Here is a 19,723-nt window from a genome sequence, read left to right as displayed (position 1 = left end):
GTGCGCAGCGACAGCCAGGCAGCGCGTTTTTAATCGATCAGGGAATACACACAGTTATGGAACAGGAAATCCTGCTAGCGCAGCCGCGCGGTTTTTGCGCTGGCGTCGACCGGGCAATCGAAATCGTGGAACGGGCGCTGGCGCAATTCGGCGCTCCCATCTACGTGCGCCACGAGATCGTGCATAACGCCTATGTGGTCGATGACCTGCGACGCAAGGGTGCGATTTTCATCGAGCAGCTTGCTGATGTCCCTCCCGGGAACACGCTTGTGTTTTCTGCTCACGGCGTGCCGCGTTCCGTCCAGGAAGAAGCGGCGCAACGCGGCCTCACGGTATTCGACGCAACTTGCCCGCTCGTGACGAAAGTGCACGTCGAAGTGGCAAAGATGCGGCGTGAAGGCAGGGAAATCATCATGATCGGCCATGCCGGTCATCCTGAAGTCGAAGGGACCATGGGGCAGGCCGACCAGGGCATGTATCTCGTGGAAACCGCCGAGGACGTCGACCACCTCCAGGTGCGCAACCCTGACCAGCTGGCCTATGTGACGCAAACGACGCTGTCGGTGGACGATACCGCCGACGTCATCGCTGCACTCAAGCGCCGGTTTCCGAATATTGCCGAGCCCAAGAAAGGTGACATCTGCTATGCCACCACCAACCGCCAGGAAGCGGTGAAGTTCATGGCGCCTCAGGTTGACTTGGTGATCGTTGTCGGCAGCCCGAACAGTTCGAATTCAAACCGGCTGCGCGAAGTGGCCCAAAAGAAAGGGACGGCCGCCTATATGGTGGATAACGCGGCCCAGATCGACCCGGCCTGGCTGGATGGAACAAGGCGCATCGGCGTCACTGCCGGCGCGTCCGCACCTCAGGTGCTGGTCGATGCAGTGATTGCACAGTTGAAAGTTTTCGGTGCGCGCAGCGTACGCGTGCTGGAAGGTGTGGAAGAGAATGTGACGTTTCCCTTGCCCAAGGGTTTGAATGGTCTGTCCGAACCCAGGTAATTTCCCGGGTACGGAATAAAAGGCGCGCGATGACCGATTGCCGTTTTGGCGTAAAAAAATAACTACTCTTGAGCATGGCGGGCCATGGAAATCTTCCTGCAACAAATCGTCAACGGCCTGGTATTGGGCAGCATGTATGCGCTGATCGCCTTGGGATACACCATGGTGTACGGCGTTCTCAACCTGATCAACTTTGCCCACGGCGAAGTACTGATGATCGGTGCAATGTCCGGCCTGACCATATTGAAACTGGTCAACAGCGCCGCCCCGGACCTTCCCGGGGTAGTCAAGCTGATCATCGCTATCCTTGGCGCGATTCCCGTCTGCATAATCGTCAATATCGTGATCGAGCGCGTTGCTTACCGGCGGCTGCGCAATGCGCCGAGGCTGGCGCCGCTGATTACGGCAATCGGTGTTTCCATCCTGCTGCAAACCATTGCGATGATGGTGTGGGGCCGTAACCCGCTTCCTTTTCCGCAGGTGATGCCTTCCGAGTCGCTGAACCTGATGGGCGCGCTGATCACGCCGACGCAGGTCATGCTGCTGGTACTGGCTGCGCTGTCGATGCTGTTGCTGGTGTTGCTGGTGGAGAAAACCAAGATGGGCCGCGCAATGCGGGCTACGGCCGAGAATCCGCGCATTGCCGGCCTGATGGGCGTGGATGCCAACCGTGTCATCGTCGTCACGTTCGCGGTGGGCGCGGCGCTGGCAGCGGTGGCGGGCGTGATGTGGGGCGCGAATTACTCTTCGGCCCAGTTTGCCATGGGCTTTGTGCCCGGGCTGAAAGCATTTTCGGCTGCTGTGCTCGGCGGCATCGGCAATATCTATGGCGCCATGCTGGGCGGTATCCTGCTCGGCCTGATCGAAAGCCTGGGCGCCGGCTATATCGGCGAACTCACCGGCGGATTCCTCGGCAGCAACTACCAGGATATCTTTGCCTTCATCGTATTGATCATTGTGCTGACGCTGCGTCCTTCCGGGCTGATGGGCGAGCGCGTTGCTGATCGCGCCTGAACGGAACGGAACCTATCCCATGGCCTACACCATTTCTCCGCGCGCAACCCGCAGCCGCGCCAGCCTGATCGTGCTGGCGGTCGTCGTGCTGGCGTTCCCTTTCATCGCTTCCAATTTTGGCAATTCCTGGGTGCGCATCATCGACCTGGCGCTGCTCTACATCATGCTGGCGCTGGGCCTGAACATCGTGGTCGGCTTCGCCGGGCTGCTCGATCTCGGCTACATCGCCTTTTATGCGCTCGGCGCCTACCTGACCGGGCTGATGGCGTCGCCGCAGTTCGCCACCCTGCTCGAGTCGCTGGTGAACCAGTACCAGCCGCTGGGCGAGGCGGCGATCGCCTTTTTCGGGCCGGAGGTGGCGCAGCAGGGCATTCATCTGTCGCTGTGGGTGATCCTTCCGCTGGCGGCATTGCTGGCCGGCGTCTTCGGCGCGCTGCTGGGTGCGCCGACGCTGAAGCTGCGCGGCGATTACCTGGCCATCGTGACCCTGGGCTTTGGCGAGATCATCCGGATTTTCATGAACAACCTGAATGGCCCGATCAACATCACCAACGGACCGCAGGGCATCAACCTGATCGACCCGGTGCGCATCTTTGGCGTGTCGCTCGGCGGCGAGGCTGGATCGGGCGCCATGGTGAAGATAGGCGGCTTTTCGATGCCCTCGGTGAATGCCTATTATTTCCTGTTCCTGGCGCTCTGCCTGGCGATCGTGTTCATTTCCTACCGCCTGCATGACTCCCGCCTGGGCCGCGCCTGGATCGCCATCCGCGAGGACGAGATCGCGGCCAAGGCGATGGGCATCAATACCCGTAACGTCAAGCTGCTTGCCTTTGCGATGGGCGCATCGTTCGGCGGCGTTGCGGGCGGCCTGTTTGCGGCCTTTCAGGGCTTCGTTTCTCCTGAGTCGTTCAGCCTGACCGAATCGATCGCCGTGCTGGCCATGGTGGTGCTGGGCGGCATGGGGCATATACCGGGCGTGGTGCTTGGCGGCGTGATCTTGGCGGCCTTGCCGGAGGTGCTGCGGCATACCGTGGAGCCGGTGCAGCATGCGCTGTTCGGCAAGGTGCTGGTGGACGCGGAAATCCTGCGCCAGCTGCTGTATGGCCTGGCGATGGTCGTCATCATGCTGACGCGCCCGGCAGGCCTGTGGCCGGCGCCGCGGCATGAAGATCGTCCCGAAGCCGATGTCGACAAGCCCGCGCCCAGCACCGGCGTCGCGCCGGTGTAAGGGGAGCAAGCAATGGAAAACAGCTTGTTGAACATTAGCGGCGCAACCAAGCGCTTTGGCGGCCTGCAGGCATTGTCGGGCGTGAACATGCGCATCGCCAAAGGCCAGATCTATGGCCTGATCGGTCCGAATGGCGCCGGCAAGACCACCTTTTTCAATGTGCTGACGGGACTGTATCAACCCGACGGCGGCAGCTTCGAACTGGATGGCAAGCCGTATTCGCCGTCGGCGCCGCATGAAGTCGCCAAGGCCGGCATTGCCCGCACCTTCCAGAACATTCGCCTGTTTGGCGAAATGAGCGCGCTGGAAAACGTGATGGTCGGACGCCATGTCCGCACGCGACAGGGCGTGCTGGGCGCGGTGCTGCGGCATCGTGCTGCGCGGGAAGAAGAAGCGGCAATCCGGCGGCGTGCGCAGGAATTGCTCGATTTCGTCGGCATCGGCGCCTTTGCCCGCCGTACCGCCCGCCATCTGTCGTACGGCGACCAGCGCCGGCTGGAAATCGCCCGGGCGCTGGCAACAGATCCGCTGCTGCTGGCGCTGGACGAGCCCGCCGCCGGCATGAATGCCACCGAAAAGCTGGGCCTGCGTGAACTGCTGCTGAAGATCAAGGCGGACGGCCGCACGATCCTGCTGATCGAGCATGACGTCAAGCTGGTGATGGGCCTGTGCGACCGCATTACCGTGCTCGACTACGGCAAACCGATTGCCGAAGGCACGCCAGCGGAAGTACAGAAGAATCCTGCCGTCATTGAAGCCTACCTGGGAGGGTCGCACTGATGGCCGCAACCGTATTGAAGGTCGACGGGCTGACGGTCGCCTACGGCGGCATCCAGGCCGTCAAGGGCATCAGTCTCGAAGTCCGCGAAGGCGAGTTGATCACGCTGATCGGCGCCAACGGCGCTGGCAAGACCACCACGCTGAAGGCGATCACGGGAACGCTGCCGGACTGCAGGGTGGAAGGCCACATCGATTATGCGGGACAGCCGATCCGCGGACTGACCTCGTTCCAGCTGGTGCGCCGGCAGCTGGCGATGGTGCCGGAAGGCCGTGGCGTGTTCACCCGCATGTCCATCCACGAGAACCTGCTGATGGGCGCCTATATCCGCAACGACAAGGCGGGCATCGAGGACGATATCGAGAAATGGTACGGGGTTTTCCCGCGGCTCAAGGAGCGTTCAACGCAACTCGCCGGAACGCTGTCCGGCGGCGAGCAGCAGATGCTGGCAATGGCGCGCGCACTGATGAGCCACCCGCGCCTGCTGCTGCTGGATGAGCCGTCGATGGGGCTGTCGCCGATCATGGTGGAGCGCATCTTCGAAGTGGTGCGCAATGTCGCTTCCCAAGGCGTGACGATCCTGCTGGTGGAACAGAATGCGCGGCTGGCGCTGCAGGCCGCGCACCGTGGCTATGTGATGGAGTCGGGCCTGATCACCATGAGCGGCCCGGCGCAAGCCATGCTGGACGACCCGAAGGTGCGCCAGGCCTACCTGGGCGAGGAATAAGCCGGTTGCTCAGGCCCGTCGCCAGAAAGCCCACTTCGACAGGAAGCGCTCGCTGGCGCTGCGGGCATCGGTCAGCGCGCCTGCAGGCATCAGTTTCAGCAGCGCCGGAATGCCAAACGCGAGGATGGTTGCATCATCCAGCCAGCCCAGCACGGGCAGCGCATCGGGCACCAGGTCGATCGGGCTCAGCAGGTAGACCGCGAGCAGTCCGGCGCCCAGCTTGACCGCCAGCGGCGTTGCCGGGTGGCGGCAGGCAAACCACAGGATGGTGACTTCACGGCCAGCCAGCCGGGCCAGGCGGCGCAAACGGTTGAACATGTCGAATACTCCTTGGAAAGTCGCCCACGGCCGGTTGCCGCGCTGCCCTCTATCTGGGGGCGCTCGCTGGATTTAAAGAGGCGGAGGCATCGATTTCGTCGCTCATCGCCGGATTGGGCGAAATACATATCAGAGTGGCATAATCCACGCACTATTAAAAAAGGAGCCAACATGGAGTACACCTTCACGCCGCCTGCCCAGGCCGTCGTTCCCGTTGCCGGAAGCACCCAGATGTTCCCGGTTCACCGCGTTTATTGTGTCGGCCGCAATTATGTTGAGCATGCCAAGGAGATGGGCCACACTGGCCGCGAAGCGCCGTTCTTCTTCCTGAAGCCAGCCGATGCGCTGCTGCCGGTGGCCGCTGGCGCCACCGGCGAGATGCCATACCCGGCCATGACGTCGGACCTGCACCATGAAATCGAACTGGTGGTGGCGATCGGCAAGGCCGGGCGCGACATTCCCGCAGCGGAAGCGGGCAACTATATCTGGGGCTACGGCGTTGGCCTGGACATGACCCGCCGCGACCTGCAGGGCGAGGCCAAGAAGCTGGGCCGTCCCTGGGACACCGGCAAGGGTTTCGACAAGTCGGCGCCGATTGCGCCCCTGCATCCGCTGTCCGAAACCGGCCTGCTGGAAACCGGCAACATCCGTCTCGATGTGAATGGCGCCGCGCGTCAGAACAGCGACATCAGCAAGCTGATCTGGAATGTTGCCGAAACCATCGAGCACCTGTCGCGCTACTTCGAACTGCAGCCTGGCGACCTGATCTTCACCGGCACGCCTGAAGGCGTGAACGCGGTGCAGAAGGGCGATCTGCTGGAAGGCAGCGTCGAAGGGCTGACCCCGCTGCGCGTCAAGGTGATCTGATGAGCCTGAAGCTCTATACCTATTTCCGCAGTTCCGCCTCGTTCAGGGTGCGCATCGCGCTGAACCTGAAGGGCCTGGACGTGGATATGGTGCCGATTCATCTGGTCAAGCAGGGCGGCGAGCAGCTGACCGAGGAATTCCGCCGCATCAATCCGGAAGCGCTGGTACCGGCGCTGGTGGACGAAGAGGATGAAAACGGCAGCCAGGTGCTGACGCAATCCCTGGCCATCATGGAATACCTAGACGAGATGTATCCGGAGCCACCGCTGCTGCCAGCCGCGCCGCTGGACCGGGCCTACGTGCGCAGCATTGCGCTGGCAATTGCCTGCGACATTCATCCGCTGAACAACCTGCGGGTGCTGCGCTACCTGGTGCGCGATCTGAAGGTCAGCGAGGAAGCCAAGAATGCCTGGTATCGCCACTGGTGCGAGCAGGGCCTGGCAGCGCTGGAAGCCAAGATCAACGCCGATGGCCGCGCCGGCAAGTTCTGCTTCGGCGACACGCCGACGCTGGCTGATTGCTGCCTGGTGCCGCAGATCTTCAATGCGCGGCGGCTCGACTGCGACCTGTCGGGCATGCCGACCCTGCTGCGCATTACAGAAAACTGCGCAAAGGTGGATGCATTTTCGATGGCGGAGCCGTCAAGGCAGCCCGACGCGGAGTAAGCCTGGTCCTTGCAGGCCGTAGCCTGCAAGGACCATAAAAAAACCGCTGCGACACATCCATGTCGCAGCGGTTTTTTTTCAGAGCCGCTTCAGTAGCGGTAAACCCTGCCGTTGTCGATCCGTACCCGGTTGCCGATGTTCATGTCGCCGATCGATTCCTGGGTGAAGGTCTGATAGGTGCCATTGTCCAGCCGCACGCCGATCTGGTAGGCGGTGCCGCCCTGGCGGTTGCGTTGCTCGACTTGGTTGCCCACCACGGCGCCGCCCACGGCGCCCGCGGCGGTCGCCACGGCACGACCGGTGCCGCCGCCGACCTGGTTGCCCAGAATGCCGCCAGCCAGTGCGCCGATGACCGTGCCCGCGTTGATGCCGCTATTGCCGCCGGCGGTGTTGACCACCTGGATCGAATCCACCACGCCGTAACTGGTGTAATAGCCTTGCTGGCCGGCGGGAGCGGGGTAAGGCGACGATGCGGCCGGGGGATAGCCGGGGGCCGCGCAGCCAGCCAGGAAGGTGGACGCGGCCAGGGCCGATGCGATGATGATGCGATTTGTTTTCATATGACCTCCTGATATTGTGATCACAGCCTAATCCCTGTCTGCCGCAAGGGTCTGTACGCCATCGAACAGAATCGGACAGCGCCAGCGCGGGCCACATAGGCTGCATGGCGGCGTCAAGCCAGTGACGATTCTATGCGGCCTGATCGGGGCGATGCCAAGCTTGTTACAGCTGATTACCTTCCGGCGCCTTCTCCATTGCGTTGCGCGGCGAGTCCCGTTTCTCTGCTTCACCCTGCCTGATTCTTGCTGTAAATTGCGTCGACAACGCTGCATCGCCACCGCTTTGCGTCTGAATCAGCACAACAGGCAACCAATACCATGATGACCGACTTTGAATGGCCCATACCGCCGCACTTTCAGCTTGCCACGGACGCAATTGGTCCCGAACCGGCAATGCTGGCCATGCACGATGGCCAGCGGGCGACGGGAACGATGGTGCGATTGGATTCCGAGAACGGCCTCATCGAATTCCTGATGCCGAAGTCCCTGCTCGCCAACCAGATCGGGTTCCGTGAATTCAAGAGCCTGCGCCTGACCCGCCCGATCGCGCTGAAGCCGCTGCCACTGAACCAGAACGACCAGTTCGATCCGGCCAACCTTTCCCTGCGCAAGCGTTGCGTCGTCAATTTCAAGGATGGCGACAGCCTGATTTCGGAAACCATCGGCTATGTCGAGCATCCGTTCGGCCTGTTCCTTTTCCTGTGCAGCTATGGTGATGACGTGCTGCGCTGGTTCATTCCTGCCGGCGCGATTACCAGCTATCAGATCGGCGAGCAGCTCGGGCAATTGCTGGTGGAGGGCAGGCTGGTCAGCCAGGACGCTGTCGACCTCGGCCTGAAAAAGCAGGAGGCCCTGCGGTCCCAGAAACTGGGGGACTATCTGCAGAAGCAGCATATCGTCAGCCAGGAACAGGTTGAAAAGGCATTGCAGCAGCAGAAGGAGATGCCGCACGTCCGGCTCGGCGAGGCGCTGCTGCAGGAGGGGCTGATCTCGGTAGCGCAACTGGAAGAAGCGCTGACCCTGCAGGCGCGTGACCGCAAGACCCATCTCGGCGAAATCCTGGTTGAGATGGAAGTGGTCAAGCGCGATACCCTGCGCCGGGTGCTGGCCCAGAAGCTCGGCATTCCCCTGGTCAGCCTGCGCAAGTTCGATTTCGACCTGAACCTGATCAAATCCGTGCCAGCCGATCTGGTGCGCAAGCACCAGATCATGCCGCTTTACCGTACCGAGACCCGCATGGTGGTTGCGCTGGAAAATCCGCTTGCCATCGAAGGCCTGCAGGCGCTCGGCTTCTACACCAAGCTGAAGATCGATCCGGTGATGGCGTCGGCGGACGACCTCAGCGGCGCAATCAGGAAGTTTTACGGCAGCCAGGCCAGCCGGGAAAGCATGGAAGACCTGGTGTTCGAACTGGGCGGCACCGACCTGGTCACGCCGGCAAGCACCATCAGCGTGATGGACGATGTATCGGAGTCGGACAACACGCTGGTGCGGCTGGTCAACAAGATCATCATGGATGCCTACGAGGACGGCGCCTCGGACATCCATATCGAAACCATGAAGGGCAATCGGCCAACCCGGGTGCGTTTCCGCAAGGAAGGCGTGATGTCCCACTATTCCGACATCCCGGCCAACTTTCGCAATGCGCTGGTCTCCCGCCTGAAAATCATGAGTCGCCTGGACATTTCCGAAAAGCGGCGCTCGCAGGATGGAAAGATCGATTTTTCCCAGTTCGGTCCGGCCCGCATCGAACTCAGGGTGCTGACCATGCCCACGACCGAGGGCCTGGAAGATGTGGTGATGCGCATCCTGAGCGCACCCAAGGTGGTGTCGCTGGACGGCCTCGGCCTGTCGGCTTATGCGCTGGAAGGCATACGCAAGATCGCTGCGCGGCCTCATGGCCTGCTGTTCGTCTGCGGCCCGACCGGGTCCGGCAAGACCACGACCCTGCATTCCGTCCTGGCCCACATCAACACGCCGGAACGCAAGATCTGGACGGTGGAGGACCCGGTCGAAATTACGCAGGAAGGCTTGCGGCAGGTGCAGGTTCAGCCGCGCATCGACTGGACTTTTGCCGCGGTGCTGCGCAGCTTCCTGCGTGCCGACCCGGATGTGATCATGGTCGGCGAAACCCGCGACGCCGAAACCGCGCGCACAGTGATCGAAGCTTCGCTGACAGGGCACCTGGTGTTTTCAACCATGCACACCAACAGCGCCGCTGAAAGCGTGGTGAGGCTGCTTGACCTTGGGCTGGACCCCTTCAACTTCGGCGATGCGCTGCTGGGCGTCGTCGGCCAGCGCCTGGCCCGCCGCCTGTGCGTATCGTGCCGCATCGCCTACACGCCCTTTCCCGACGAACTGGCCATGCTGGCCTATGAATACTGCCTGGATACCAACCTGGAAGCTGACAAGGTGCTGGCTGACTGGCATGCAAGCCATGCCGGCAAGGATGGCAAGCTCACGCTGTACCGTGCCCATGGCTGCGAGGAGTGCAACGACAGCGGCTACAAGGGGCGGCTGGGCATTCACGAACTGCTGATCAACAGCGTGACGATCAAGCGCATGATCCTGAACCGGGCCAGCGTGGCCGAACTGACGGCGCAGGCAATGGAAGAGGGCATGAGCACGCTGCGCCAGGATGCCATTGCCAAGGTCCTGCAGGGTTATACCGACTGGGAGCAGGTGCGCGCCCTGACCGGTTAGCATCAGGGGCCTGCGCGCCTGGTCTGGCCGTGGCCTTTGCGCGGGCTCTTAGCCCACCCGCTCTTCACGGATGCGCCAGGCGCCGTCACGGCGGATCAGCATCAGGGTTTTCTGGTCGGTCGAGCGCAGCTTGTCGGAACTGAATTGCTGCCTGAACTGCACGGTTGCCTGGTCGCCATTCAACGTTACCCTGGGCGCTTCCACCTTGACGCTGATACGCTGCTTGCCGGTGATGCGTTCGGTACGCTCAGCGGCCCATTTCTGGTGGCTCATGCCGCGCGGCGTCACGAAGTCGCTGCTGTAGGCGGCAAGATAGGCATTGACATCGCGCGCGCTCCAGGCGTCGGCCCATGACTTGACCGCATCAAGCACGGCAGCCTGCTCGGCCGTGCTGGCGGAGGCGGCCGGCGCGGCCGTGGGTTTCGGCGCTGCTGCCTTGTCCTGGCCAGGTTTGGCAACCGCCGTCGTACTGTCCGCCATCGCCAGCGTGCCTTTTCCGGGCAGGCTGGTCGGCTTGACGATGCCCCCCGCCGACTGGACATTGCCTCGCAGTGCCGCCATCTTGGCCCGGGCATTGCCGTTGCCATCGAGTTTGACTGCCTTCTCGTAGGCCTGGCTGGCCAGTTCGGCGTAGACATCGCCCAGATTCTCGTAGGCCATGCCGTAGTCGGGGTTGTTGGCAGTCGCCTTGTCCAGCGCAATGCGCGCACTTTCGTATTGGCCATTGGCGGCATAGAGCACTGCCAGGTTGTTATAGGGTTCGGGAAGATCCGGATAGTCTTCCGTCAGCTTGAGCAGCAGCGTGATCGCCTCGGGGGACTTGCCTTGCTGCGCAAGGATGATGGCTTTGGTGAAGCGCATCTTGGCGTTGCCGGGATTGAGCATCAGCAGGCCTTCCACTCGCCTCAGTGCCTCCGCAAGCTGTCCGCTCTGCATGAGCCGCGCAATGTCCGCTTGCTCATCGACCGGGCCGGCCTGGAGATTGCCGGCGATGACGCCGACGAGCAGGATGGCTGCGCCAGACCGGGCACCGTAATGCCGGCACCGCTTGAGGAGGTGGGAAATTACCATGGTTTATTCAAGGTAGATGATGGAGAGAAACCATATGGTACATCGGCGCAGGAACTGTTCAATGAAAGTCCAGCGTCATGGTTGAAATCTCGGCTGTTTTCACAGCCTCGTCGGCGATGCCGATGGCACGGACAATCTCGCGGTAGGTGGAAAAGTCGAATGGTTCCGGCGCCAGTAACAAGCCCCTCAGGTAAGACGGCAGGGCGTCGCTGCCTTTCAAGGTATCGATCATTGCCTGCACGCCGGGGAAATCGGCGATAGTGCGGCGCCCCTGTGCGCCTGCGCTCCACTGGCTGACTTCCTCCGGGAACCAGGCCTGAAGCTGCGTCTTGACCGCTTGTATCCGGCCCTCGTCTTCCAGGGTCCGGTACAGCGTCAGGAGATACAGGCCAGGCGCCGGGGACAGCATGTCCTCGCGTTCCAGATAAGGCTGCAGCAAGTCTGCCGCCCGTTTCGGATTATGTTCGGCCATCCAGCTTTCGGCAGCCAGCAACATGTCGGCCACCTGCGTGGCATGGCTTTGCGCAGGGCCGTCCGCCATGACCTGCACCGCCATCTCGGCCGGCGCGCGCGGTTGATCGCGCAGGCCATCTATCTGTTGTTCGATCAGTTGCCATGACGCCGGCATGTCCACCGCCTCCGGCGGCGTGGTCGCCACCGGGACTTCATGCGGATGCGTCCCCCACTCGAATGGCGTGGGCGGGATGGCCTCTGGCGCCAGGGGGTCGGCTGGCACCGGCTCCTGGGGCATTGCGGCGGGAACCGGGTGCGTCCGGTCTGCGCCAGACGGTGCCGGGACATTGCCTGCACTGGTTTCCGGCATCGCTGTATCGAACGGCATGGCAAGTATCGCCAGTTCGTCCTGGTGACGGCGCTGGTCCTGGCGGCGACGCCATAGCAGCCAGCCGCTGAGCGCCATGCCGACGAACGCCAGCACTGCCAGCAGAGTGGCCCACAGCGCCGGGATCATGCTCTGCCGTTCCGTTTCCAGGGCCTTGCGTTCGTCATCCACCTGGCGCCTGGCCTCCAGCGCATCCTGCCTGGCTGTCTTCAGCGCGAGTTGCGCATCCTGCAACTGGGCCTGAACGCCGACGGCCGGGTTCTCTCCACGCAGCAGTGCCGCCACGCGTTGCTGATCGGCGCGCAGGGCAGCCAGTCTGGCCGGGTCATTGGCCACGCGCGGCTCGGACAGGCTGGTCGCATAACGCAGAACCAGGTTGGTACGCACCTGTTCAATTTCGGCATCGCCGGTGGACAGCGCCAGCACGCTCTTGCCTTCCGCCGGTTTCTTGCTGGGCGGGGAGGGCGCGGCGGTCCTGCGTTGCGCCACAGTTGGGGAAGGCGCAGCGGTGGGCGAAGCCGCCGCAGTTGTTGAAGGCGCAGCGGTTGCAGGCTTTGCGATTCTGGCTTTGACCGGGGCTGGCTGTGGCAGGCCGGGCTGCCTGACGTCGGCAGCAGGCGGGGCAGACGGCTGCGCAAGCGGCACCGGGTCGAGCAATACCTGGTATTCACGCCTGACCGCGTTCGCGCAGCCAATTTCCACCGTAATGCTGACCGCCGGCTCGCCAATGCCTTCACGGCCGGTGATGCGTACGCTCGCATTGGCGCCGCTTCCGGTTACCGCAGCGGCTGGCTTGGAAAGCATGCTGCCATCCAGGGTCGTCACACGTGCCTTCAGGCAGTTGGCGGTCAACTCTTCGCTGGGAAGGCCATATACCGGGATCGTGGCCTGCAGCGGGTTGCCGAGGCTGGACTGCAGCGCGAGCGGCCCAAGTCCCAGTGCCTGCGCAGGAAGGCTGGAGGTAGCCACAACGCATAGCAGTAGCCTTTGCACGGGACGTGGTCTTGCAAGATGCATCATGATTGTTTAGCCGATTGGCGGACTTTCAGCCGAAAGGTGAACAATAAAGGATGGAGAAAGATGTCATACCCCTGAACAACGATGTTTCCGTCTATTAATTTCTCGCATGTTGCCGCGAAACCACATTTCTGCCTGCCGGATCGCTGCTTTGTGCCGCTGGCCTTCCGTAATCGCTTGCAATCCAGTGGTTTGATCGAATTTAAAAACTGGAATGCGTGATACGAACCAATCGGTTGGCCGCAGTGTCATCCGCTAGTACCGGCACAGCCCGCGCGGTCCAGCCTTGATCTACGTGGTTCTGCAGCCGGCTTGTCAGACGGCTCCCCGAGCCTTACTCAGGAGAACGATGATGGTTAACAGACTTGTTACAGTAGCTGCGTTGGCCGTTGGCGGCATGTTGTTGTCCAAGCAGATGGGCAAATCGCGCGGATCGGGCATGCTTTCCTCCACATCCGAATCGATCGATGTGAATGTGCCGGTGCGCACGGCATACAACCAGTGGACACAGTTCGAGGACTTTCCGAAGTTCATGGACAGCGTGCACGAAATTCGCCAGATAGACGACACCCATCTTCACTGGCGCGCCGACATCGCCGGCAAGCCGGAGGAATGGGACGCCGAGATCACGGAGCAGATCCCGGACAAGCGTATCGCCTGGCGCAGTACCGGCGGCGTGAAAAATGCCGGCGTGGCGACCTTCCACAAGATTTCCGACAATGTCACGCGCATCATGCTGCAGATGGATTACGACCCGCAGACCATGGATGAAAAGGTAGGCGACGCGCTTGGCCTGGTGAAAATGCAGCTCAAGGGCAACCTGAAGCGGTTCAAGGAAATGCTGGAAAGCCGCGGACAGGAAACCGGCGCCTGGCGCGGCAAAGTGACGGAGCATTGATCAGCCTGATTCAGCGCCGACCCGTGGCGTGCCGCTGCAACTGCCGGCGGTGCGCCTGGAGGGAAGATTTCAATAAAGCAGGCACCGGCGTCGGCCGCCATGACTGAAGTCTCACCGTCGAGACTGGATTGTTCCGTTTTGCGGGTCTATACGGGTTGCGTGCAAGTGAGGCTCAAGACGCGGGCGCGTCGGCCGGCGATAGTGGATGCTGCACTGAAATTTGGTCCCGCCGACAGGAATCGAACCTGTATCTAGCGCTTAGGAGGCACTCGTTCTATCCATTGAACTACGGCGAGACGCGCGTAAGAAAGCGCTGGGCGCTGAATTACGCCCGAGATTATAGCTGACATTGCGGCAATCTCCAGTCCCGCCGACGCAGGCGGTACAATGCGGCCTCCGATCACCCCCTCTCTGGAACACCATGGCAGTCATCTCCCTTTCCAATGCCCAGTTGGCATTCGGTCACGTTGCATTGCTCGATCATGCGGAATTCTCTCTGGAACCGGCCGAGCGGGTGGGGCTGATCGGCCGTAACGGCACCGGCAAGTCCTCGCTTCTGAAGATCATCGCCGGCACATCCAAACTGGATGATGGCCTGATGGTGATGCAGCAGGGCCTGAAAATCGCCTACGTGGAACAGGAGCCGCAATTCTCGCCTGACATGTCGGTGTTCGATGCCGTTGCGGCAGGGCTGGGCGACCTGCCTGGCCTGCTGGCGGAATACGACCATCTGACCACCCAGTTCGGCGGCGACAACGACGACGCGCTGATGGAGCGCATGCATGAAATCCAGATGCGGCTTGACGCCGCCGATGCCTGGACATTGAACAACCGGGTCGAAACCACGCTGGACCGCCTGAACCTGGAAAAGTCGTCCCTGATGGGCACGCTGTCAGGCGGCATGCAGAAGCGGGTGGCGCTGGCCTGCGCGCTGGTCAGCGCACCGGATGTGCTGCTGCTCGACGAGCCGACCAACCATCTGGATTTCACTTCCATCATGTGGCTGGAAGGCCTGTTGCGCGACTTCCGCGGCAGCGTGCTGTTCATTACCCATGACCGCAGCTTCCTGGACAACGTCGCCACACGCATCATTGAACTGGACCGTGGCCGCCTGCTGTCCTTTCCGGGCAACTTCACGACCTACCAGAGCCGCAAGGCGGAACTGCTGGAAAACGAGGAAGTGGAGAACGCCAAGTTCGACAAGTTCCTGGCGCAGGAAGAGGTCTGGATACGCAAGGGCGTGCAGGCGCGCCGTACCCGCGACGAGGGCCGGGTGCGGCGCCTCGAGCAACTGCGCCTTCAGCGCAGTGCGCGGCGCGAACAGCAGGGCCAGGTGAAACTCGATGTGGCAACCGGCGACCGCTCCGGCAAGATCGTCGCGGAACTGGTCGATGTCAGCAAGGCCTTCGGCGACAAGGTCATCGTCAACAACTTCAGCGCCACCATCCTGCGCGGCGACAAGGTCGGACTGATCGGCCCGAACGGCGCCGGCAAGACCACGCTGCTGAAGCTGATCCTCGGCGAGGAGCAGGCCGACAGCGGCACCATACGCCAGGGCTCCCGCCTGCAGGTGGCCTATTTCGATCAGATGCGCGCCCAGCTCAACGAGGAAGCCAGCCTGGCTGACACCATTGCGCCGGGCAGCGACTGGGTCGAAATCAACGGGCAGCGCAAGCACGTGATGACTTACCTGAACGACTTCCTGTTTGCGCCCGAGCGGGCCCGTTCGCCGGTCAAGTCCCTGTCGGGAGGCGAGCGCAACCGGCTGCTGCTGGCGCGGCTGTTTGCCAAGCCGGCCAATGTGCTGGTGCTGGACGAACCCACCAACGACCTCGACATCGACACGCTGGAGCTGCTGGAAGAGCTGCTTGAAGAATATGACGGCACGGTATTCCTGGTCAGCCACGACCGCATGTTCCTGGACAACGTCGTTACCCAGGTGATCGTGGCCGAGGGGGACGGCAACTGGAAGGAATACATCGGCGGCTATACCGACTGGGAGCGGGTGCGCGCCGTACCCGAGCCGCGTACCACTGCGTCGAAGGCGGAAGCCAGGGCGCCGCAAAAGGAAAAGCCTGCCGCATCGGCGCCAGCGCCAGCGGCCGCACCCGCGCCCAAGGCAAAGAGGCTCAGTTCGAAGGAGCAGCGTGAACTGGACGAACTGCCAGCCCAAATCGCCGCGCTGGAAGCCGAGCAGAAGTCGATCACGGAAAAGCTGGCCGATCCCAACCTGTATCGCGAGCAGCCGACGGAGGTCAAGAAGCTCAACGAGCGCTATGCGCAGCTGGACGAGCAATTGATGGCCAGCCTGGAGAAATGGGAAGCGATCGAAGCCAGAAGCAAGGCCTGATGCCGCAGGGCCCAGAGCCCCCTCCGGCTCAGTTCAGGCGCCGCGCCGCTTCCTTCAGGGAAGGGAGCATCTGGCGCAGCATCCCTGCATCCTGAGCGTGCGGCCGTTGCTCCAGATAGTCTTCGATATCCTTCAGGGCCGCCTGCGGGCACTCCAGGTTGGCATAGGCCATGCCGCGGTCGCGTCGTTCGGCCAGGTCGTCGGGCAGCAGGATTACCAGCCGCTGCTGCACGCCCAACGCCAGCTCCCATTCGGCGCGCTCGAAATACAGCGCTTTCAGGTTGCGCAGCATGCGCACCAGGATTTCCCGTGGCCGGGCTTCATGCAGATAGGCGGAGAGCGCGCTGTCCCGGTCCGGGCTCTGCGAAAGATAGGGCTCCAGCCGCTCTTCCAGCTCTTCGCGCGACAGGCTGGCGCCGTTGAGCGGATCAAGCACGATATCGCCGGACTGCACCGACAGCTTCATCAGGAAATGTCCCGGGAATGAGATGCCCTTGATATCCAGACCGATCTGGTGCGCCAGTTCCATGTAAAGCACCGCCAGGGAAATCGGGATGCCGCGCCGCGAGTCGAGCACGCGGTTCAGGTAGCTGTTCGACGGATCGTAATAGTCGTTGATATTCCCGGCAAATCCCAGTTCCTGATAAAAGAAATGGTTGAGCAGCCGCAGTTTCTGCACCGGCGAGGTATCCGACGGCAGCCTGCGGCGCAGGCGCGCCGCCATGGTATCGACCTGAAGCTGGGTTGCCGCCAGGTCGAGTTGCGCATCGGCATCCTGGGCAATCGACAATGCCGCCTCAAATAGCGGAATGGTATTGTCCTGCTGCACCAGCGCCGCGAAGAAATCGAGATTCTTGATCATGGTGGTCTGACCGTGGACTGGCTCCGGCGTTGCACGAATCCGGACGACATTGCTCAACGCGCAATGCGTTTGAAGTTGGCAAAGCGGAATCCGGTCAGCAGCAGGGCGCCGAAATACACCGCGCCGCCCACTGCCATCACCAGAAACAGTGCGCCCATGCGCAGCAGGGGATGGGCCTGCATCGCAATCCAGTCGAAGTGCGCAGCCACCCACATCGTCGTTCCGGCCAGCAGAAACAGCGCGCCAGCCAGTCGCGCCAGGAACAGGCCCCAACCCGCCTGCACCTGGTAAATGCCGCGGCGCCTCAGTCCCAGGAAGAGAAACCCGGCATTCAGGCAGGCGCCCAGGCCGATCGACAGGGCCAGTCCGGCGTGCGCGATCCAGGGAACAAACACCATATTCATCAACTGCGTGGCGATCAGCACGCCGATGGCGATCTTCACCGGCGTGCGGATATCCTGGCGCGCATAAAAGCCCGGCGCGAGTATCTTCACGACAATCAGGCCAATCAGGCCGACGCCGTAAGCAATCAGGGCGCGGCCAGTCATGTTGACTGACTGCACATCGAATTTGCCGTAGTGAAAGAGCGTCGTCGTGATCGGTTCCGACAGGGAGGCCAGCGCCACCGCGGCGGGCAGGGCCAGCAGGAAGGTCAGGCGCAATCCCCAGTCGAGCAGCGCGGAATATTCAGCCGAGTCGCGGTCCGCATGTGCCTTGGAAAGACTGGGCAACAGGATGGTGCCCAGGGCCACGCCCAGCAGGCCGGTTGGCAATTCCATCAGCCGGTCGGCATACGACAGCCAGGAAACGCTGCCATTTTCCAGATGGGAAGCGATGTTGGTATTGATGATCAGGCTAATCTGGGCGACCGACACGGCAAAGGTGGCCGGTACCATCTGCCGCAGCACCCGCCGCACGCCCGCATCCGACAGGGCAATGCGCGGATTCCACGAAAGCCGGGGCAGCATCCCTATCCGGACGAGGGAAGGAATCTGTATCGCCAGTTGCAGCACGCCGCCGATGAAGACTGCGATGGCGAGCGCGTATACCGGCTGATCGAGCAGGGGCGCCAGGAATAGCGCGGCCGCGATGAAACTCAGGTTGAGCAGGACGGGTGTGAATGCCGCCACCTTGAATTGCCTCCAGGTGTTCAGAATGCCGCCCGCCAGCGCCACCAGCGACATGAAGACGATGTAGGGAAACATGATGCGGGTCATCGTCACCGCGGCGGAGAATGCCTCGGGATCAGACTTCAGGCCGGTTGCCATCAGATACACCACCACCGGCGAAGCCAGAATGCCGAGCGCGCAGGTGGCAAGCAGGGTCCAGAGCAGGATGGTGGCTACATGGTCGACCAGACTGCGGGTGGCCGCTTCGCCCTTCTGATTCTTGTATTCAGCCAATATGGGAACGAAAGCCTGGGAAAACGCGCCCTCAGCAAACAGGCGACGCAGCAGGTTGGGGATCCGGAAGGCAACGAAGAAAGCGTCGGTGTAGGAGGAAGCGCCAAATGCGCGGGCAATCAGAAACTCGCGGATCAGGCCGGTTACCCGGGACACCATGGTCATGCCTGACACCGCGGCAAGGGTTCTATGCAAATTCATGGCCGGCATTATAGCCCGGCAGGGGTTGCAGCCCAGACAAGTCCACGGTATTGTGCCGGCGCGAAGCGCCATACCAATCCCAATCCATAACGTGTCAGATGAAATCGCTGGATTTGTCGGCTGGCAAGACGGGTAAGAGTCAATAGCCCGGCTATTGACGACGATCCCAACGCAGCCAGGCGGGAAAATACACGGTGTCACGGCGCGTTATGGGTTGGGATTGGTATTAGTGCTTTACCGCCCGGTGGAAAACGGTTTATAATCCGGGGCTTTATTGAATTGGTTTCGCAACTGGTAGGTGTTGCGAACGCAACCGACCACGTTTAGGGAATTTCATGGCAAATACCGCACAAGCACGCAAGCGTGCTCGTCAAGCAGTCAAGCAGAACGCACACAACTCCAGCCAGCGTTCGACGCTGCGTACCGCCATCAAGGCAGTGCGCAAGGCAATCGAAGGTGGCGACAAGTCCGCAGCGACCCAGGTTTTCCAGTCCTCGATCTCGATCATCGATCGCATCGCCGACAAGAAAATCATCCACAAGAACAAGGCAGCTCGCCACAAGAGCCGTCTGTCCGCTGCGCTGAAAGCACTGGCCTAAATAGCATCTGGCCAGTCATCGACTGGCCGGACGTTGCAGAGCTAGCGAAACCCCGCCAGTCTTGGAGCTGGCGGGGTTTTTGTGTTTCTCGAACCAGAAAAAGCGGCAGTCTCTGCAGAACTGCTATTACAGCTGACTATTGACGCGCCTTCGGTAGTCCGGCAATCACGGTGCCCGGCTTGATATTTTTCTGCGCAAACCATCCCTTGTTCATTTCCAGCGCATAGCTCGCCTGGCTGCCGGCGCAATGGGAATTGGTGGTTTGCGGCTGCATTTCTTCGATGTTGATGATCTTGCCGCCGTCGTCAATAAAGGCGACCGATAGCGGCACCAGAGTGTTTTTCATCCACATGCAAACCTGGGCGGGCCGATTGAACACGAACACCATGCCGGCATTGGACGCCAGTTTTTCCCTGAACATCAGACCTTGCTGGCGTTGCGCCTCGGTGGCTGCGACTTCGGCCTGTATGACATACATGCCGGCGGTCAGGGAAACGACAGGGAATTGCGGCTCTGCGTGAGCGCTGCCAAGCGGCAGGAGGGCAGTGGCCAGAATAGAAACGAATGTCGGAATTTTCATGGGCAGCAGTGTAAACCAAAAAAAGGCAGACCGAGTCTGC

Annotated in this window: 18 protein-coding genes and 1 tRNA gene; 11 read left to right on the top strand and 8 right to left on the bottom strand. The window is 61.8% G+C overall.

The annotated features are described in order from the left end of the window. Nucleotides 1-56 precede the first annotated feature (56 nt). The 5 genes from ispH (at nucleotide 57) to ABC383_RS09060 (ending at nucleotide 4,748) form a co-directional block, all read left to right on the top strand. Nucleotides 57-1,001, top strand: a complete 945-nt coding sequence (gene ispH, locus ABC383_RS09080; protein WP_413013280.1) for a 4-hydroxy-3-methylbut-2-enyl diphosphate reductase — start codon at nucleotides 57-59, stop codon at nucleotides 999-1,001. An 84-nt stretch (nucleotides 1,002-1,085) separates the two neighbouring features. Continuing rightward, nucleotides 1,086-2,015 carry a branched-chain amino acid ABC transporter permease gene (locus ABC383_RS09075; protein WP_413013278.1) on the top strand — a complete coding sequence of 310 codons (930 nt, stop codon included), beginning with the start codon at nucleotides 1,086-1,088 and terminating at the stop codon, nucleotides 2,013-2,015. Between the two features lie 19 nt (nucleotides 2,016-2,034). Next, nucleotides 2,035-3,243, top strand: coding sequence for an ABC transporter permease subunit (locus ABC383_RS09070; protein WP_413013276.1), 1,209 nt, complete (start codon nucleotides 2,035-2,037; stop codon nucleotides 3,241-3,243). Between the two features lie 12 nt (nucleotides 3,244-3,255). Next, entirely contained in the window at nucleotides 3,256-4,023 is a 768-nt protein-coding gene (locus tag ABC383_RS09065) for an ABC transporter ATP-binding protein (RefSeq protein WP_413013274.1), read from the top strand. Beyond that, on the top strand, nucleotides 4,023-4,748 hold the full coding sequence (locus tag ABC383_RS09060; RefSeq protein WP_413013272.1) for an ABC transporter ATP-binding protein: 726 nt from the start codon (nucleotides 4,023-4,025) through the stop codon (nucleotides 4,746-4,748). Before ABC383_RS09065 ends, ABC383_RS09060 begins: the two co-directional genes overlap by 1 nt. Nucleotides 4,749-4,757: 9 nt before the next feature. Here the strand turns inward: ABC383_RS09060 and ABC383_RS09055 are convergent, their stop codons facing one another. Beyond that, nucleotides 4,758-5,066: a YkvA family protein gene (locus tag ABC383_RS09055; protein WP_413013270.1), complete on the bottom strand. Its 309-nt coding sequence runs from the start codon at nucleotides 5,064-5,066 to the stop codon at nucleotides 4,758-4,760. A 171-nt stretch (nucleotides 5,067-5,237) separates the two neighbouring features. Between ABC383_RS09055 and ABC383_RS09050 the strand changes: the two genes are divergently transcribed. Together ABC383_RS09050 and maiA are read left to right on the top strand one after the other, a co-directional pair. Continuing rightward, entirely contained in the window at nucleotides 5,238-5,933 is a 696-nt protein-coding gene (locus ABC383_RS09050; protein WP_413013268.1) for a fumarylacetoacetate hydrolase family protein, read from the top strand. A gap of 5 nt (nucleotides 5,934-5,938) precedes the next feature. Continuing rightward, entirely contained in the window at nucleotides 5,939-6,598 is a 660-nt protein-coding gene (maiA, locus tag ABC383_RS09045) for a maleylacetoacetate isomerase (protein ID WP_413016282.1), read from the top strand. Nucleotides 6,599-6,687: 89 nt separating this feature from the next. Here the strand turns inward: maiA and ABC383_RS09040 are convergent, their stop codons facing one another. After that, a complete protein-coding gene (locus tag ABC383_RS09040; RefSeq protein WP_194712294.1) occupies nucleotides 6,688-7,158 on the bottom strand; it encodes an outer membrane lipoprotein in 471 nt (156 codons plus the stop codon). A 318-nt stretch (nucleotides 7,159-7,476) separates the two neighbouring features. On the opposite strand from ABC383_RS09040, the gene ABC383_RS09035 reads away from it, so the two are divergent. Continuing rightward, entirely contained in the window at nucleotides 7,477-9,861 is a 2,385-nt protein-coding gene (locus ABC383_RS09035) for an ATPase, T2SS/T4P/T4SS family (RefSeq protein ID WP_413013265.1), read from the top strand. Nucleotides 9,862-9,909: 48 nt separating this feature from the next. Here the strand turns inward: ABC383_RS09035 and ABC383_RS09030 are convergent, their stop codons facing one another. Together ABC383_RS09030 and ABC383_RS09025 are read right to left on the bottom strand one after the other, a co-directional pair. After that, on the bottom strand, nucleotides 9,910-10,932 hold the full coding sequence (locus tag ABC383_RS09030; RefSeq protein WP_413013263.1) for a nuclear transport factor 2 family protein: 1,023 nt from the start codon (nucleotides 10,930-10,932) through the stop codon (nucleotides 9,910-9,912). Between the two features lie 58 nt (nucleotides 10,933-10,990). Then, entirely contained in the window at nucleotides 10,991-12,742 is a 1,752-nt protein-coding gene (locus ABC383_RS09025) for a type IV pilus assembly protein FimV (protein ID WP_413013261.1), read from the bottom strand. Between the two features lie 487 nt (nucleotides 12,743-13,229). Between ABC383_RS09025 and ABC383_RS09020 the strand changes: the two genes are divergently transcribed. Continuing rightward, complete coding sequence (locus ABC383_RS09020; RefSeq protein WP_413013260.1) at nucleotides 13,230-13,688, top strand: SRPBCC family protein; 459 nt, start codon at nucleotides 13,230-13,232, stop codon at nucleotides 13,686-13,688. A gap of 221 nt (nucleotides 13,689-13,909) precedes the next feature. Here the strand turns inward: ABC383_RS09020 and ABC383_RS09015 are convergent. Then, a tRNA-Arg gene (locus tag ABC383_RS09015) sits at nucleotides 13,910-13,984 on the bottom strand. Nucleotides 13,985-14,109: 125 nt separating this feature from the next. Here ABC383_RS09015 and ABC383_RS09010 point away from each other — a divergent pair. Beyond that, entirely contained in the window at nucleotides 14,110-16,038 is a 1,929-nt protein-coding gene (locus ABC383_RS09010; protein WP_413013258.1) for an ATP-binding cassette domain-containing protein, read from the top strand. Between the two features lie 28 nt (nucleotides 16,039-16,066). Here the strand turns inward: ABC383_RS09010 and ABC383_RS09005 are convergent, their stop codons facing one another. Beyond that, complete coding sequence (locus ABC383_RS09005) at nucleotides 16,067-16,900, bottom strand: SirB1 family protein (protein WP_413013256.1); 834 nt, start codon at nucleotides 16,898-16,900, stop codon at nucleotides 16,067-16,069. Nucleotides 16,901-16,953: 53 nt separating this feature from the next. Further along, complete coding sequence (gene murJ, locus ABC383_RS09000; RefSeq protein WP_413013254.1) at nucleotides 16,954-18,504, bottom strand: murein biosynthesis integral membrane protein MurJ; 1,551 nt, start codon at nucleotides 18,502-18,504, stop codon at nucleotides 16,954-16,956. A gap of 335 nt (nucleotides 18,505-18,839) precedes the next feature. On the opposite strand from murJ, the gene rpsT reads away from it, so the two are divergent. Next, nucleotides 18,840-19,103, top strand: coding sequence for a 30S ribosomal protein S20 (gene rpsT / locus ABC383_RS08995; RefSeq protein WP_194712287.1), 264 nt, complete (start codon nucleotides 18,840-18,842; stop codon nucleotides 19,101-19,103). Between the two features lie 136 nt (nucleotides 19,104-19,239). Here the strand turns inward: rpsT and ABC383_RS08990 are convergent, their stop codons facing one another. Then, nucleotides 19,240-19,683, bottom strand: a complete 444-nt coding sequence (locus ABC383_RS08990) for a DUF192 domain-containing protein (RefSeq protein WP_413013252.1) — start codon at nucleotides 19,681-19,683, stop codon at nucleotides 19,240-19,242. Between the last annotated feature and the right edge of the window lie 40 nt (nucleotides 19,684-19,723).

This window comes from Noviherbaspirillum phoenicis (genome assembly GCF_047237965.1).
Taxonomy (GTDB): Bacteria; Pseudomonadota; Gammaproteobacteria; order Burkholderiales; family Burkholderiaceae_D; genus Noviherbaspirillum_A.
Note: the sequence above shows the minus strand (reverse complement) of the source record. Positions and strands in the feature narration are given on the sequence as shown.

Coding starts and splice junctions, on each gene's coding strand:
- ispH (WP_413013280.1), top strand. CDS start 57: ATGGAACAGGAAATCCTGCTAGCGCAGCCGCGCGGTTTTTGCGCTGGC.
- ABC383_RS09075 (WP_413013278.1), top strand. CDS start 1,086: ATGGAAATCTTCCTGCAACAAATCGTCAACGGCCTGGTATTGGGCAGC.
- ABC383_RS09070 (WP_413013276.1), top strand. CDS start 2,035: ATGGCCTACACCATTTCTCCGCGCGCAACCCGCAGCCGCGCCAGCCTG.
- ABC383_RS09065 (WP_413013274.1), top strand. CDS start 3,256: ATGGAAAACAGCTTGTTGAACATTAGCGGCGCAACCAAGCGCTTTGGC.
- ABC383_RS09060 (WP_413013272.1), top strand. CDS start 4,023: ATGGCCGCAACCGTATTGAAGGTCGACGGGCTGACGGTCGCCTACGGC.
- ABC383_RS09055 (WP_413013270.1), bottom strand. CDS start 5,066: ATGTTCAACCGTTTGCGCCGCCTGGCCCGGCTGGCTGGCCGTGAAGTC.
- ABC383_RS09050 (WP_413013268.1), top strand. CDS start 5,238: ATGGAGTACACCTTCACGCCGCCTGCCCAGGCCGTCGTTCCCGTTGCC.
- ABC383_RS09040 (WP_194712294.1), bottom strand. CDS start 7,158: ATGAAAACAAATCGCATCATCATCGCATCGGCCCTGGCCGCGTCCACC.
- ABC383_RS09035 (WP_413013265.1), top strand. CDS start 7,477: ATGATGACCGACTTTGAATGGCCCATACCGCCGCACTTTCAGCTTGCC.
- ABC383_RS09030 (WP_413013263.1), bottom strand. CDS start 10,932: ATGGTAATTTCCCACCTCCTCAAGCGGTGCCGGCATTACGGTGCCCGG.
- ABC383_RS09020 (WP_413013260.1), top strand. CDS start 13,230: ATGCTTTCCTCCACATCCGAATCGATCGATGTGAATGTGCCGGTGCGC.
- ABC383_RS09010 (WP_413013258.1), top strand. CDS start 14,110: ATGGCAGTCATCTCCCTTTCCAATGCCCAGTTGGCATTCGGTCACGTT.
- ABC383_RS09005 (WP_413013256.1), bottom strand. CDS start 16,900: ATGATCAAGAATCTCGATTTCTTCGCGGCGCTGGTGCAGCAGGACAAT.
- murJ (WP_413013254.1), bottom strand. CDS start 18,504: ATGAATTTGCATAGAACCCTTGCCGCGGTGTCAGGCATGACCATGGTG.
- rpsT (WP_194712287.1), top strand. CDS start 18,840: ATGGCAAATACCGCACAAGCACGCAAGCGTGCTCGTCAAGCAGTCAAG.
- ABC383_RS08990 (WP_413013252.1), bottom strand. CDS start 19,683: ATGAAAATTCCGACATTCGTTTCTATTCTGGCCACTGCCCTCCTGCCG.